Raw genomic sequence first — 13,846 nt, 5'->3', positions numbered from 1 at the left:
CTAAATTATAGCTCATGCAGGCAATCAGTACTCTTTCTCCAAAAACTCCTTCAATGCTTTAATCAACTCGTCGTTTTCCTCCTTCTTGCCGATGGTAACTCTTATGTGGCCGTCCAGCCTTCCGCCGAAATTTCTCACTACAATGCCCCTTTCAAGAAGGAATTCATAGGCATTCAAGCGCATAAGCAGAAAGTTTGCCTCGCTTGGATATGCGTAGTCTTTGAACTCTTTATAGATGCGCTCGCGCTCTTTAATTATGTAATTGATGTTTTGTTTAACTAAATCATAGTGGTCAAGCATAAGCTCTGCTATCCTCATTGAAAGAGAGTTCAGCGCAAAGGGGGGCTTAATCCTGTTAAGGTAGTCTATTATCTCTTTACTTGCGACTGCATAGCCAACCCTAATCCCGGCAAGCCCAAAAGCCTTTGAGAATGTCCTCAGAACTATTAAATTATCATACTCACTGACCAAATCAACGTTGCTGCTCTCTGCAAACTCTATGTACGCTTCATCTAAAACCACGGGAGCGCCGGTTTCAAGGACGCTTATTATCTTTTCCCTCTCTTGAGTGTTGCCCGTGGGATTGTTTGGAGAGCAGATAAAGATAGCCCTGGCATTTTCTGCGTAGTCCTCGACGTTCTGGAGCTTAAAGCGCCCATCCAATGGCACATCAACTAAATCAATCCCCTCAAACTTCGCAAAGAAGCTGTACATCCCAAAGGTCGGGGAGCTTATGACTATGTGGTCACCTTCAAAGAGCTTCAAAAGTAGACTTATCAGTTCGTCGCTCCCGTTTCCAACGATTACGTTTTCCTTTTCAAACCCCAAAAACTCGGCTATCCTCTCTCTTAAAGGATCAGCGGTGATGTGTGGATAGCGGTTGAAAGAGATATTTTTAAGCTCTTCGAAGATCTCTTCCTTAATCTCTGTCGGAATATCAAAGGGGTTCTCGTTCTTATCGAGCCAAATCCTGTAGTTTCCCTCTAAAACCTTATACGGCTTAAAGTCCTTAACTATCTCACTGACCTTCACCTTCTCCTCCCCCTAAGCTCCTTCATAACTTCACCTAAGCTTATCCCATTATAAGCGAGCAAAACTAAGAGGTGATAGAGTAAATCAGCCGTTTCGTAAATTATTCTCTTTCTTTCTTCAGCGACCAAGACTTCCACTGCTTCTTCCCCAAATTTCTTGTATATCTTCTCTTTCCCCTCTTTGAAAAGCTTTGAAGTATAAGAGCCTTCTTCTGGATTTTCTTTGCGCTGCTTTATGACCTCCTCAAGCTCCCTCAAAACTGTCAACGAATAGTCAATCCCGCCAACTTCCCTCTCTGGTTCTCCCAATTTCCTGTAAAAGCAGCTCCTATTGCCGGTGTGGCAAGCTACGCCAACCTGCTCAACTATTAAAAGCAAAGCGTCACTGTCGCAGTCTATCTTTATTTCCTTAACTTTTTGAACGTTCCCGCTAACCTCACCCTTCATCCTAATTCTCTTTTGACTCCTGGAATAATAATGTGCATAACCTGTCTCTAAAGTTTTTCTCAGCGCCTCCTCATTCATATAAGCCAAAGTCAAAACTTCTCCATCAACGTTCTGCACGATAACTGGAACTATTTCGCTTTTCTCCCAGTTGACCTGTTTTATAAGCTCATTCAAGTCTGACATTCACACCCCTCCTCGCTAAATACTCCTTAAGCTCTCTAACGGTGTACTTCCCATAGTGAAAGATTGATGCAGCTAAAGCCGCGCTTGCACCAATTTCAAATGCATCATAGAAGTGTTCTGGACTTCCAGCACCTCCAGAGGCAATAACGGGAATGTCAACAGCCTCGACTATTGCTTTAGTTAGGGGTATGTCAAAGCCCTCCTGCGTTCCATCCGTGTCCATAGAAGTGAGCAAAATCTCACCAGCTCCCAAACATTCGACCTCTTTAGCCCACTCTACTGCATCTATCCCTCTCGCTTTTCTTCCTCCGTGAGTATAAACCTCCCAAAACTTCCCATTCCATTTAGCATCTATCGCTATTACTAAATTTGCTGAACCAACAACTTTTGCTACTTCACTTATAAGCGTTGGATTGTCAACAGCCGCCGTGTTGAGGAAAACCTTATCGGCACCGCTCTTTATTATTTCTCTAATCTCCTCAACGCTCTTAATCCCCCCACCAACCGTGAAGGGAACGTAAATCTCCTCAGCTATTCTCTTTACCAGATCGAGGAGAATTTGCCTCTTTTCGTATGATGCTGTAATGTCGAGGAAAACTATCTCATCTATTCCCTCCTCCTCATAGCGTTTTGCCAGCTCTATTGGATCTCCGGCATCTCTGATATTCTGAAACTTTATCCCCTTTACAACTCTCCCCTCTTTTATGTCCAACGCAGCGATAATCCTTTTAGCGAGCATCACAATACCTCCAAAATCTCTTCTAAGCTTATTTTCTCCTCATAGAGAGCTTTTCCAACTATTGCTCCAGAAAACCCAATTTCTTTGAGCTTTAGGATATCTTCAACGCTTGAAACCCCACCGGCATAGATGAACTCCTCTCTGCCCCAGAAGCGCTCTATCTTTTCAATTCCCGTCAATGTGCCGTCCTTTTCTATTGCCGTGTAAATGAACCTATTAACGTACTTTTTGAGCATCTCGTAAGCCTCTTCAACGGTTATAGAGCTCTCCTCCTCCCAGCCTTTTACAGCTATCCTTCCGCCTCTGGCATCTAAGCTTACAGTTATTTCTTCAAAATCCTGCGTTACCTTTTCTAAAAACTCCAAGTCAAAGGCTTTCGTGCCTATTATGACGTTCTCAACGCCAGTTGAGTAGGCCTTTGCTATGCTCTCATAGTCCCTGAAGCCCCCACCTACTTGAACATTCAGCCCCGTCTCCTCTATTATCCTCCTCACGACGTCGAGATTCTTTGGCTTTCCCTCAAAGGCTCCATCCAAGTCCACTATGTGGATTTTGTCCACAAGCTTGGCAAAATCCTTAGCTATCTCTACGGGATCTCCATAAACTTTCACTTTATCCTTTCTTCCTTTATAGAGCCTCACAGCTTTCCCGCTCATTAAATCTATTGCAGGGTAAACCCTCATCTCACAGCCTCCTGAAGTTTTCTAAAAGCTTCAACCCATTTTTGCTCGACTTTTCTGGGTGAAATTGAACTCCAAAGACGTTATCTTTGCAAACTGCTGAAGGAAAGACTACTTTATTCCCCTTTGACTCATAGTCCGTTATAGCTGCAATCACTTCTTTGTCTTGGGGATTTACGTAGTAGGAGTGCACAAAGTAGAAGTAGCTCCCGTTCTTGATTCCTTCAAAGAGCGGGCACTCTTTAGCAGGAAAAACTTGATTCCAGCCTATGTGGGGAACTCTAACACCTTTAAACTTCACCACATTGCCCTTAAAGACTTCCAAGCCCTTCCCTTCGCTTTCTTCGCTCCACTCAAACAAAAGCTGCATCCCTAAGCATATACCAAGGAATGGCTTCCCTTCATTGATCGCATCTAAGATCGTCCCTTTTAGAGGCTCAAGCCTTTTCATCACTGCTCCAAAGTTCCCTACCCCCGGGAGCACAATCTTATCAGCCCTCTCAATCTCATAGGGGTCACTCGTGATTACTCCACCCAAGGCTTTTCTAACATTTGCCAGGTTCCCAATCCCTAAATCCACTATTGCTATCATTTACAGCACCCCCTTGGTGCTCTCCAAACGCTCGCTCTCTCTCAAAGCCTTTCTTAAAGCGACGCCGAGTCCTTTAAATGCCGCCTCGATGACGTGGTGGGCATTAACTCCGCTCAGCTGCTTCACGTGAATTGTAGCATTGAGAGTCCTCGCTAAAGCCCAGAGGAACTCCCTAACTAAAGTGAGCTCAAATCCCTCTTCACCCTCATCCGGGGCGAGCTCGAGGTTTAGGTAAGGTCTTGAAATGTCAACGGCGACCAGGACTAACGCATCGTCCATTGGAATTATTGCATTTCCAAAGCGCGCTATTTTCCTGCCCTTAATTTTCTCCCTAAGCTCCTCTCCAAGGACTATACCCAAATCCTCCCATAGGTGGTGCCTTAAGTCCCACTCAGCGCTCACACTAACCTCCTCACGCATGTAAAAGAATAAAGCAGTGAGGAGGTGGTCAAAGACTTTATCGCCAGTCTTTATTCCTCCCTCACTGCCGAGCTCGACAGTTATGTCCGTTTCTCTTGTTTTGCGCCTCATCAATGCTACCTCCTTATCTCCATGCTCCTCTTGTGTTGTTCCATGCCCTCGATCTCCGCTAAGCGAATCCCTAAATACCTCTCTTGCAAAAACTCCTCCCTGCTCACGTAGGCTAAGCTTATCCGCTTCATAAAGTCCATAACCGTTAAGACCGAGCCAAACTTGGCCGCTCCACCCGTTGGAAGGACGTGGTTTACGCCAAGGAAGTAATCCGCTGCTGGGACTGGTGTGTATTCTCCCAAATAAATCGCCCCAGCATTTTCGATTAAGTCCACCAACTTCAGAGGCTCTTTTGTGAGTATCTCCAAGTGCTCTGGAGCAATCTCATTGACCTTTTCCGCACACTCCTCCAAGCTTTCGCACAAGACAACCTCAACGCCTTCCTTGTTACAATATTCTGCTAACTCTTTTGAAGTCGTGAGGAGCCAAGCCTTTGAGTCTTTCCCGTGCTCTAGTTGGGAGAGCAAGTCTGCAAGAACATAATCTTTATTTGCACTTTCATCGGCTATTACCGCTATCTCCGAAGGACCAGCTAAGCTGTCAATCCCAACAGCACCAAAGACTTGCCTCTTCGCCTCATTCACGAACTTGTTACCTGGTCCAAAGATTTTGTCCACTTTCTTCATTCCAATGCCGTAAGCCATTGCTCCAATCGCTTGGATTCCACCGAGCTTGTAGACCTCTTTAATGCCGAGGAGCTTTGCAACGTAGAGGACGTATGGGTTAACTTTCCCCTCTTTCGGCGGTATGGTAACGACTATCTCCCTAACGCCAGCTATCTTAGCCGGAACTCCAGCCATTATGAGCGATGATGGGAGAGGCTTTCCTCCCGGGACGTAGATTCCTATCCTCCTAATTGGCTTGTAGATTATGCCGTAAAGCGATGCGTTCTTTATGTAGAGCTTATCATTTTCAAGCTGCTTCTCGTGGTATTTCCTAACACGCTCGATAGTCCTCGCAATTACTTGTTTATCTTCCTCTGGAATCAGCCTCTCAGCTTCTTCAAACTCCTCCTCTCTCACCAAGAACTCTCCATCGTAGCCGTCAAACTTCCTTGAGTACTCTCTAACGGCCTCAATGCCTCTTTCTCTAATATCCTTCAAGACTTCTCCAACATATTTCTCCAAATCAAATGTCATTCCTACCAACCTCCTTAAGCTTTAAAACGAGCTGGTTTATCTCCTCAAACTTAACCTTTTGAGAGACCCTATTGACCAAAAGCAGGGCGGAAACGTCCATTATCTTCTCGACTTCAACCAAACCGTTTGCCCTTAGCGTATTCCCTGTCTCGACTATGTCAACTATAGCATCGGCTATGCCCACTTTAGGGGCGACCTCAATCGAACCCGAGAGCTTAATGACCTCCACATCAACGTTCCTGCGCTCAAAGAACTTCCTAGCTATGTTGACGTACTTCGTTGCAACCCTATAACCTTCCATCTCCTCCGGCCTAACTACGCTCTCTTTGGGCATAGCCAGGCTTAAGCGGCAGTTTCCAAATGGGAGTTCCAGAGGTACAAACACGTCACTCTCCCTCTCCTCAACAACATCGCTCCCTGCTATGCCTATATCTATCCCATGCTCAACGTAAACGGGCACATCAAAAGACCTCGCCAAAATGACCTCGTACCCATTAACCCTGCTGATTAGCTCCCTCTTTTCAGGAGGTTCAATGGCTAACCCCGCTCTCCTTAAGATTTCCACTGAATCCTTAAACAGCCTCCCCTTAGGAAGTACTATCCTCATTCTCTCTCACCTCCACTGGAATGCCGAGCTTCACAAGGCGCCTTGCTTCTCTGTAGGAGTCCAGCCCCTTGAGGACTTTCCTACTCTTTTCGAACTTTCCTGTGTAGAGCTTAGCTAAAGCTTTCAAATTAAAGGCGAAGCCGAAGGCACTTAAACCACCAATTTTGTATCCTCCTCCACCGCCGATTGGCTTTCCAAGCTTTGGAGAATAGACCTCGAAGATTACATCATCGTAGTAGGGAAGGGGTCTTATTGTGCCAAAATCAATGAACACTCTGTCATCCCCTAAAGCTTCAACTATCCTGTCAACCTTTTCCACACCGCTCTTCTTTCCCCTGAAGTTAAAGAGACGCCAGAGCTCTTCCTTCTTTTCTTCACTTATTGGCAGAGATTCAATTATTCCAAAGTTTCTCTTGGCTAATGCTTCGAAGATGCTTTTCTCAAATTTCTCCATTCCGCTCAATGCATTTCTCCAAACAGCCAAGCTGCCTACATCAATGTAAAAGTCCTGAATATTGAGAGCTTCGAGGGACGTTATCACAACGCTCAAAATCTCAACAGCCATGTATTCCTCGCTCCCACCTATAAACTCCAGCCCAGCCTGCCACTTGCCCCGAATATCGTTTAGGACTTCGCTTATGTAGTAAATTTTCATGGCTTTCGGGGATTTCATGTTAAAAGCTATTTGCGACGTCATATCCGGCTTTACTAGGTAAAATTCGTTGTTGTAGGCTATTTTAAGGCCTCTCCTTAAATTAGGACTGTACTCTTCCACACTCGGCAGGAAAATCTCTTTGTAGCCCCAAAGCTCAAAGGTTCTCCTCAGGTATTTGCTTATTTCAGATAAGCGCTCAGACTCGGAAAATAAATCCTTCTTCAAAATAACCCCTCCAATGAGTTGTTGATTAAAAACCATCCACTAACTTGAACATTTCTAGGAGAAAAGCCTTCAATGATGATGGCAGTAGCTCACCCTAAGGGCGATAGAAGAGAATGTTCTCAACGTTGTTCCTTGGTTCTCTGCTTTTTTATTTAACTTATACAACATTTGGCTATCACCGCTCTCAGGTCTTTCGTAGGGTATAAAAAGTTAACGGAAAAATTTCGACAAGATGGGAATTTAACTAAAGCTCAGCAAGCTTAAAAACAAGCTCCGCTTTTTCGCAGTATCTCTTTAAGCGCTCCTTAATTTCATTATGGCGGCCCAAAACAGGCCAGATTATTGAATCAATGTGAAGTGGAGGGATGCCAACTTCCTCCGCTATTTTGCTCCAAAAGCTTGCTGGAGGCTCGTTGGTAAAGCGTTTAGTGTAGGCATTTATTCTAACGTCCTCTGGAATGGCAATCTCCATTGGATACGGCCTAAACTCCTCAAAAGCTATCCTGGCAGCGTAGCCGAACATCTTAACGGCAAAGACTATTGTTTTAGCCTCTCTCTTGGAGTTTAACGCTTTTGCCAAATCATCCCTCAGCTTGAGCATATTATCATAATATACTCTAAGGTTATCCAAAGTCATTCCCTTAAGAAATGGCTCGAGCTTTTCTAAGCGCTTGATCTTGGCCCCAACCAAGCGCCTGTTCGTCCTTGAATTGGGCAAAAAGTCGGCATAAGCTTCTTTTATACTCCTTACATCTCCATTGGTAGAGAAGTAGTGAGAGAACTCCCACCACCACTCTTCGCCGGTTGCTGAAAGCTGGTAGGAGACGATAGCATTAGCAAGCACGAGTTTAATGAAAAGCTCATCATTGTTTAAATTCTTGTGAAGATTTTCCAAAGCGGAAAACTGGAGGTCAACTTTTTCTTCTATAGTCCGAGCACACTCTAAGCCGAGCTCACTCAAAATTTCTTTAAGCTTCTCGATTCTTTCTTTATCCTCCGAGTATTTCACCTTAATGAAGCGGTCGAGTGTCATAGGCTCACCTTTTTGCCACGTTGTTTATGAGCTTCATTATGTATACATTTCCCTCAACTATCTCAGCTCCCCTGTTCCTTGGAACTCCAAGCTCTATTTGAGCCTTTATTCCATACTCTTTGAGGAAGTCGTGGGCTTTGGCGTTTAGGCTTTGATACTCACTTCTCTTTATTAGACCGTAGACCGTCGGTCCCCAGGAGCTCTGGCCAAACCCATAAGTGTTTTCTCTCAAAAACTCCAAAACCAGCTTAACGTCCTCCCTAAATTCACCACCTTGATAGTCCTCAAAGTGCTTGCCGACCAAAGTTTGGATCTCGCTTAAGTGCCTTCCAAAGGTTTTTATATCGCGCTCTTTGAGTGCTGGAAGAAGACCAAGCAAAATCCTGTGGGCGATTTCTTTTGCTACTTCTGGTTTTCCCATTACTCCCTTCATAATAGGCTTCTCCTCTTCCTCATCAAAACCACGCTTAGCTTCGGGAGTTATTAATAAAAATGCCCACTCTTCTGGAAAGTCTTCCCTAAATATGAGAGGTGCAATGCCTTCTTTAACACCTCCGTCGAGAATGAAGCCACCGTACTTGAAGGCATAGATGCCTGTCCCGGAGTTCCTTCCTCTCTTTAAGATGCGCGCTAGCTCTTCAACCTCCATATTTAAACCGTTGAGCTTCGCTATCCCCATTCCAACGGCTAAACTCAGCTGAGTGGTCGAACCTAAGCCAATGTGCCTTGGGATAGCTTTTTCAATTTCTACCATGTAGTTAAACCCTGTCCTAAAGTGTTCATTCATTTTTGCTACCACAAATTCAATGGTCTCCTCGTCTTCGTGTTGCCCTTTGACTTTCAGCTCATCGTGAGGAACAAGCTTTATTTTATATCCTCCTTCGAGTGCAACCCCTAATGCCCCAAATCTTCTCCCAAGAGTGGCAGAAGGATCAATCAAACCCAAGTGCAGCCTTTTTGGTGTTTCGATTATCATGACCATCCCTCCCAAAGATAGTAGAACTTAATTTATAAATCACCGAAAACTTTATAAATACTCCTATTTCCTAATATCTATCGGCGGCAAGCGCGGTGGTAGTCTAGCCTGGCCTAGGACTGCGGCCTGCCACGCCGCAAGCCCGGGTTCAAATCCCGGCCACCGCACCATTCTAAAAACCTTTTATGGAGTGTTTTGCTCATAGATAACCTCCCCTATGGTGTTTTATTACAAACGCCATAGCATGAAAATTTAAAAATCAAGGAGCCTTTTTAAAAATAGAAGCAAAAATGGTTTTTCGTGTCTCTCTTAAGCGAATTTAAAACAAAAAGAAAAAATCAGACCCTCTCAATTACACCTTTGATAATCTCAAGAGGCTCTTTGATGAGCTCCACTATCTCTTCTGGAGTGTTGAGGGCAAAGTAAACCTTACCTTCTTTTTGGTAGAGCAGCACTGGGCATGGAGCAAATGAACCGATTTCATAATTTTCCTTTGTAAGCTCATAGAATTTCTTTGGGTTGCAGACGTACATTATTTTATAGGGTTCCATTTCGACGCCAACTTTGTTCTTGATGATTTCACTCGTCGGAAGCTCTAAAACTACTTTGAAGCCTTCCTTCTCGAGCTCTTCTTTGAACTTCTTCTCAGCGTCATCAAAATTCATACTAACTTCCCTTGCAAACCTAATCATATCTGTCACCAAAATATACACAAAAAGGAAGTTTTTAAAACATTATTGGTCAAAAGCATGAAATATTATTCACGTTTAACACACTTTATTATATCACTAACCACAGCAGAAGCAGTTTCTTTTACACCCGCACCTGCCCCTCTAAGCACAATTTCCCCCATTAAATCGCTCTTTATTACCGCAACGTTCGATGTGCCGTAAACTGCCAAAGGCGAAGTCTTAGGAATTTCAACAGGCTCTACAGAAACACGCTTCTTCTCGATTTTAGCGACCAGACGAATAACATTCCCTTGAGCTTTAGCCCTTTTTATATCCTCCGGAGAAACGTCGTCTATGCCCCTAATCTCTACTTTTTTAAAGCTCATTGGCTCAAAGGCCACGTTGTGAAGAATTGTCGCTTTGTATGCTGCATCAAAACCCTTTATATCCACATCAGGGTTTGCCTCCGCTATTCCAAGAGCCTGTGCTTTTTTAAGCGCTTCATCAAAAGTTAAACCCTTCTCCATTTCGCTGAGAATAAATGTCGTTGTGCCGTTAAAAACGCCCTCTATAGAATCAACCTCATCCCCCAAAAGGCTCTCCTGGAGAAGAGTGATTATTGGCGTTCCAGCCATTACGGTTGCCTCAAATCGGTAGTTGACGCCTCTCATCGCGGCTTCCTGAATTAACTCGACGTAGTGAAACACGAGGGGAGGTTTATTCGATGTAACCACGTGCCGCCCCATCCTAAAAGCTTCCATATACCACTTATATGCCTCTGGATTCGCTGGAGTAACATCGATAAAAACATCGCTTTCAACTTTCCTAGCAACATCTATTGGACTTAAGTGGTAAATGCTATATTCATCGCCCCAGTAGCTTAACGAACCAAAGGTTTTTTTGACTTCGAGAGCCTCCATAAGGTCTATTCCACTTTCGTCCCAAATTGTAGCAGAAGAGTCGGAAATGCTGACAACTCTAAACTCAAGTCCATACTTACGCCTAAACCACTCCTTCTTTTCCAAAAGAACTTGAGCAACTCCCCTTCCAACGTTTCCAAAACCCAAAAGAGAAAGGGAGATTAGCATGTTACCTGCGCCTCGGCTTTACTAAGGCTTTGAGAAGATCAATATCTCTGATCATACCTACAAGCTCGTCTTTTCCTCTAATTACAGGAAGTTGCTCTATGTGGAATTTAGTCATTTTGTTTGCTACCTCATAAATACTCATTCCTTCTGTCGCAATAACAATCTCTTGCGTCATTATCTCCTCAACAGGCTTGTTTGGAAGCTTAAGCTCCTTCTTTTCAAAGAGAAGCGTTGGGTGGCTCTCCAAAATCCAATCTTCTTCGCTTGAAGCAGTTAAACTTGAGCTCTTCATAGTTCTAACCACTTCGCTATCCTTAAGTATATCCGTCTCATCGATAATTCCTACCAAGTTTCCTTCGTCGTCAATAACCGGCAGTGCCATTGTATTCGCCAATAATAGGGCCCTCAGAGCAGCTTTTAATGGTGTCCCCTTCCAGATAACGCCAGTATATTTCTGATAGTATGGAGCTATCTCAATATCCCTCATCTTATCATTCTTTGATAGATAGCGTCTTACGATATCGCCAACTGTCAAAATGCCGACTACTTTATCGTCTTCTACAACAACTACTCTCCTATAGTGGTTTTCAATCATTAACTTCGCAGCTTTTTTAATATCATCATCTGGCTTTACCACCGGCACGTCCCTTTTAACGAGCATTGCCAATTGATCCTCGTCAGGGTGGAGAAGTACACGCTTTATACTAATTATGCCTACAAGCTCTCCAGTGTGCCTTCTAATCACAGGAAAAGACCTAACTCCATGCTTTTTAAAAAGCTCTAGAGCATAGCTCCTTGTTGCTGGGAGCTCTATTACTACTGGATTTTTTGTCATTAAACTCTTAACCCTCACTTTCACCACCGCTTTAATGTTAAACGCCACTCAAGTATTTAAGCTTTTCAATCAACAAATTGTAAAAATGATAGGGGGCAAACTTTTTAAATGCTCCGTACATACCACCTTCGACGTTCCTATTAGGGGCGGCTGGCGATAGCTGGCCGTCACCATGGAGGTGAAAGGAATGGTAAGGTTGCACACATACAAAAGAGGAAAATCCGGTTCAAAGAGACCACCAAGGACTGCCCCACCAACTTGGGTGGAGTATACTGCTGAAGAGGTTGAGAATTTAGTAATTCAATTTGCAAAGCAAGGTTATTCAAGTGCTATGATTGGCACTGTTTTGAGGGATCAATACGGTATCCCGAGCGTTAGGCTCATCACAGGGAAGAGGATCACAAAAATACTTGAAGAGAACGGCTTAGCTCCACAGATCCCAGAGGACTTAATGTTCCTAATCAGGAAGGCAGTTAACTTAAGGAGACACCTCGAAGAGCACCCCAAGGACCTACACTCAGCCAGGGGACTCCAATTAATCGAGAGCAAGATTAGAAGGCTTGTTAAGTACTACAGAAGAACAGGAAAACTACCCGCAAAGTGGAGATACGACCCAGAGACTGCAAAGCTTTTGGTACGCTGATTTCTCTTCCCTTTCCTTTACAGGTGATTAGATGGATAAGAGTGCTTTCTTAGAAAAGGTTCGTGAAGGAGCAGACCTAATTAAAATGCACATCGAGTTAGGGCACACTATACGTTTGATTTCTCACAGAGACGCGGATGGAATCACAGCAGGCGCTATTTTGGCAAAAGCTGTAGCTAGAGAAGGTGCTAACTTCCATTTAAGCATCGTGAAGCAGCTCAGCGAAGACATAATAAAAGACCTAGCAAGGGAGAACCACAAAATCTATGTCTTCAGCGACTTAGGAAGCGGCTCCATAAAGCTCATAGAAGACTATTTAAGCGATGCCACTGTTGTTATAGCCGACCACCATCCACCGGAGGATGGTGAGATAACACAAGAAAACCACCTATTAATAAATCCTACACTCTTTGGAGCAAACAGTGTCCGTGATTTAAGTGGTTCTGGAGTTGCATATTTTGTAGCTAAGGCTATGGACAAGAAAAACATGGACTTGAGCCCACTAGCATTAGTGGGTGCCGTTGGAGATATGCAAGAAATAGACGGTACTTTTCACGGCATGAACTTGGACATCATAGAAGACGCGAAGAGCCTCGACTTGGTGGAGGTTCGCAAGGAGATCAGACTCTTTGGAAGGGAGACGAGAACGCTCGCTCAAATGCTCACCTACGCCTCGAACCCAGAGCTTCCTGGAATCACGGGAGATTTTAGGAACGCCATAGAGTTCCTCCGATCCAAGGGTTTTGACCCCGATATGAAATACTGGCAGCTTCGTGAGGAAGAAAAGAGAAAACTTCACGACGCTTTGGTGATACATCTAATCAAGCACGAGGTTCCAAAGGAAGACATCGACAGGCTCATTGGGGATGTGGTTCTAATCAAGCTTTACAGAGAAGGCGACCCAAGACACGAGGCCAGAGAATTCGCAACTCTACTCAATGCCACTGGAAGGCTTAACATGGGAACACTTGGCGTTGCTATATGCCTTGGCGATGAGAAGGCTTACAATGAAGCAGTCAAGCTTGTTGAGGAGTACAAGAAAGAGCAGATAGAGATGAGGAGTTACCTCATCAAAAACTGGGGCAGTGCTGTCGAGAAGGAGCACGCTTACATCTTCTATGCGGGCAAGAACATAAGGGATACTATGGTGGGAATAGCGGCGAACATGGCCATAAATGCTCAACTGGCCAGCCCCGAAAAGCCGGTAATAGTCGTCGCCGACAGCTTGGAAGACGAGGAGCTTGTCAAAGGCTCCGCCAGAACAACGGAGAGAGCTCTGGCAAAGGGATATAACCTTGGAGATGCTCTTAGGGAAGTTGCGAGTGTTCTAGGAGGCGAAGGTGGAGGACATGCAATAGCCGCGGGAATTAGGTTCCCCAAGAGCAAAATAGACGAATTTGTAGAGCTCATCAACAGGGCACTTGGAAAGCAGCTGAAAGAGAAAAGAGAACAGGATAAAAGTGAAAACACAGTTTCAATGGAGGCAAGCGAATGAAGATCAAAGCAAGAGCAGTGATAGAGTGGGAATATGGAGATAGAGAGAGAGCAGAGGCCATAGCGGAAGCTGTGGATGTTGACAATCAAAACCTCCCAAAAAATTTAAATTTCAAAACATACTCGAAAGAGGGGAGGGTAATAACAAAAGTTAAATACCTAGGTGAGATTGAAAGCTTTATAGTGGCTATGGATGATTTGGTGTTTTCAATCAAGATTGCCGAAGAGGTAACGTCTCAAAATAATACCGGGAAAGATGAAAAAGTGGAGGTGTGAA

At 44.3% G+C, this 13,846-nt stretch carries 17 protein-coding genes and 1 tRNA gene; 4 read left to right on the top strand and 14 right to left on the bottom strand.

Annotated elements, in window-relative coordinates; translation table 11 throughout:
* Nucleotides 1-24 precede the first annotated feature (24 nt).
* The 11 genes from hisC to PAP_RS03795 form a co-directional block, all read right to left on the bottom strand.
* Complete coding sequence (gene hisC / locus PAP_RS03845) at nucleotides 25-1,032, bottom strand: histidinol-phosphate transaminase (RefSeq protein ID WP_048164780.1); 1,008 nt, start codon at nucleotides 1,030-1,032, stop codon at nucleotides 25-27.
* Entirely contained in the window at nucleotides 1,029-1,661 is a 633-nt protein-coding gene (gene hisIE, locus PAP_RS03840; protein WP_048164779.1) for a bifunctional phosphoribosyl-AMP cyclohydrolase/phosphoribosyl-ATP diphosphatase HisIE, read from the bottom strand. The genes hisC and hisIE overlap by 4 nt, the downstream gene beginning before the upstream one ends.
* Nucleotides 1,645-2,400 (bottom strand): imidazole glycerol phosphate synthase subunit HisF, encoded by a 756-nt coding sequence (gene hisF, locus PAP_RS03835; RefSeq protein WP_048164778.1) that lies wholly within the window; start codon nucleotides 2,398-2,400, stop codon nucleotides 1,645-1,647. The genes hisIE and hisF overlap by 17 nt, the downstream gene beginning before the upstream one ends.
* Nucleotides 2,400-3,083, bottom strand: a complete 684-nt coding sequence (hisA, locus tag PAP_RS03830) for a 1-(5-phosphoribosyl)-5-((5-phosphoribosylamino)methylideneamino)imidazole-4-carboxamide isomerase (RefSeq protein ID WP_048164777.1) — start codon at nucleotides 3,081-3,083, stop codon at nucleotides 2,400-2,402. Before hisA ends, hisF begins: the two co-directional genes overlap by 1 nt.
* 1 nt (nucleotide 3,084) lies before the next feature.
* On the bottom strand, nucleotides 3,085-3,672 hold the full coding sequence (gene hisH / locus PAP_RS03825; protein WP_048164776.1) for an imidazole glycerol phosphate synthase subunit HisH: 588 nt from the start codon (nucleotides 3,670-3,672) through the stop codon (nucleotides 3,085-3,087).
* On the bottom strand, nucleotides 3,673-4,203 hold the full coding sequence (gene hisB / locus PAP_RS03820) for an imidazoleglycerol-phosphate dehydratase HisB (protein WP_048165926.1): 531 nt from the start codon (nucleotides 4,201-4,203) through the stop codon (nucleotides 3,673-3,675). It abuts the gene before it with no gap.
* A 5-nt stretch (nucleotides 4,204-4,208) separates the two neighbouring features.
* Nucleotides 4,209-5,342 (bottom strand): histidinol dehydrogenase, encoded by a 1,134-nt coding sequence (gene hisD / locus PAP_RS03815; protein WP_048164775.1) that lies wholly within the window; start codon nucleotides 5,340-5,342, stop codon nucleotides 4,209-4,211.
* The gene (hisG, locus tag PAP_RS03810; RefSeq protein WP_048164774.1) at nucleotides 5,332-5,949 is read right to left on the bottom strand and encodes an ATP phosphoribosyltransferase; all 618 of its coding nucleotides are present in this window, start codon (nucleotides 5,947-5,949) and stop codon (nucleotides 5,332-5,334) included. The genes hisD and hisG overlap by 11 nt, the downstream gene beginning before the upstream one ends.
* On the bottom strand, nucleotides 5,930-6,829 hold the full coding sequence (locus PAP_RS03805; RefSeq protein WP_048164773.1) for an ATP phosphoribosyltransferase regulatory subunit: 900 nt from the start codon (nucleotides 6,827-6,829) through the stop codon (nucleotides 5,930-5,932). Before PAP_RS03805 ends, hisG begins: the two co-directional genes overlap by 20 nt.
* A 244-nt stretch (nucleotides 6,830-7,073) precedes the next feature.
* A complete protein-coding gene (locus PAP_RS03800) occupies nucleotides 7,074-7,862 on the bottom strand; it encodes an N-glycosylase/DNA lyase (RefSeq protein ID WP_048164772.1) in 789 nt (262 codons plus the stop codon).
* Nucleotides 7,863-7,866: 4 nt separating this feature from the next.
* A complete protein-coding gene (locus PAP_RS03795; protein ID WP_048164771.1) occupies nucleotides 7,867-8,838 on the bottom strand; it encodes a beta-ribofuranosylaminobenzene 5'-phosphate synthase family protein in 972 nt (323 codons plus the stop codon).
* Nucleotides 8,839-8,930: 92 nt separating this feature from the next.
* Here PAP_RS03795 and PAP_RS03790 point away from each other — a divergent pair.
* Nucleotides 8,931-9,008, top strand: a tRNA-Gly gene (locus PAP_RS03790).
* Between the two features lie 168 nt (nucleotides 9,009-9,176).
* On the opposite strand, the gene PAP_RS03785 is transcribed toward PAP_RS03790, so the two are convergent.
* The 3 genes from PAP_RS03785 to PAP_RS03775 form a co-directional block, all read right to left on the bottom strand.
* The gene (locus tag PAP_RS03785) at nucleotides 9,177-9,530 is read right to left on the bottom strand and encodes a DUF302 domain-containing protein (protein ID WP_048164770.1); all 354 of its coding nucleotides are present in this window, start codon (nucleotides 9,528-9,530) and stop codon (nucleotides 9,177-9,179) included.
* Nucleotides 9,531-9,595: 65 nt separating this feature from the next.
* Complete coding sequence (locus PAP_RS03780; RefSeq protein ID WP_048164769.1) at nucleotides 9,596-10,597, bottom strand: homoserine dehydrogenase; 1,002 nt, start codon at nucleotides 10,595-10,597, stop codon at nucleotides 9,596-9,598.
* A gap of 1 nt (nucleotide 10,598) precedes the next feature.
* Complete coding sequence (locus tag PAP_RS03775) at nucleotides 10,599-11,450, bottom strand: CBS domain-containing protein (RefSeq protein WP_048164768.1); 852 nt, start codon at nucleotides 11,448-11,450, stop codon at nucleotides 10,599-10,601.
* 169 nt (nucleotides 11,451-11,619) lie between these two features.
* Between PAP_RS03775 and PAP_RS03770 the strand changes: the two genes are divergently transcribed.
* Genes PAP_RS03770 through PAP_RS03760 form a run of 3 tightly spaced genes read left to right on the top strand, consistent with a single transcriptional unit; the run spans nucleotide 11,620 to nucleotide 13,845 of the window.
* Complete coding sequence (locus tag PAP_RS03770; RefSeq protein WP_048164767.1) at nucleotides 11,620-12,075, top strand: 30S ribosomal protein S15; 456 nt, start codon at nucleotides 11,620-11,622, stop codon at nucleotides 12,073-12,075.
* 31 nt (nucleotides 12,076-12,106) lie between these two features.
* Nucleotides 12,107-13,570: a single-stranded-DNA-specific exonuclease RecJ gene (locus tag PAP_RS03765; RefSeq protein WP_048164766.1), complete on the top strand. Its 1,464-nt coding sequence runs from the start codon at nucleotides 12,107-12,109 to the stop codon at nucleotides 13,568-13,570.
* Nucleotides 13,567-13,845: a KEOPS complex subunit Pcc1 gene (locus PAP_RS03760; RefSeq protein WP_048164765.1), complete on the top strand. Its 279-nt coding sequence runs from the start codon at nucleotides 13,567-13,569 to the stop codon at nucleotides 13,843-13,845. The genes PAP_RS03765 and PAP_RS03760 overlap by 4 nt, the downstream gene beginning before the upstream one ends.
* Nucleotide 13,846 lies beyond the last annotated feature (1 nt).

This window comes from Palaeococcus pacificus DY20341 (genome assembly GCF_000725425.1).
In the GTDB taxonomy this organism is placed as follows: Archaea; Methanobacteriota_B; Thermococci; order Thermococcales; family Thermococcaceae; genus Palaeococcus; species Palaeococcus pacificus.
Note: the sequence above shows the minus strand (reverse complement) of the source record. Positions and strands in the feature narration are given on the sequence as shown.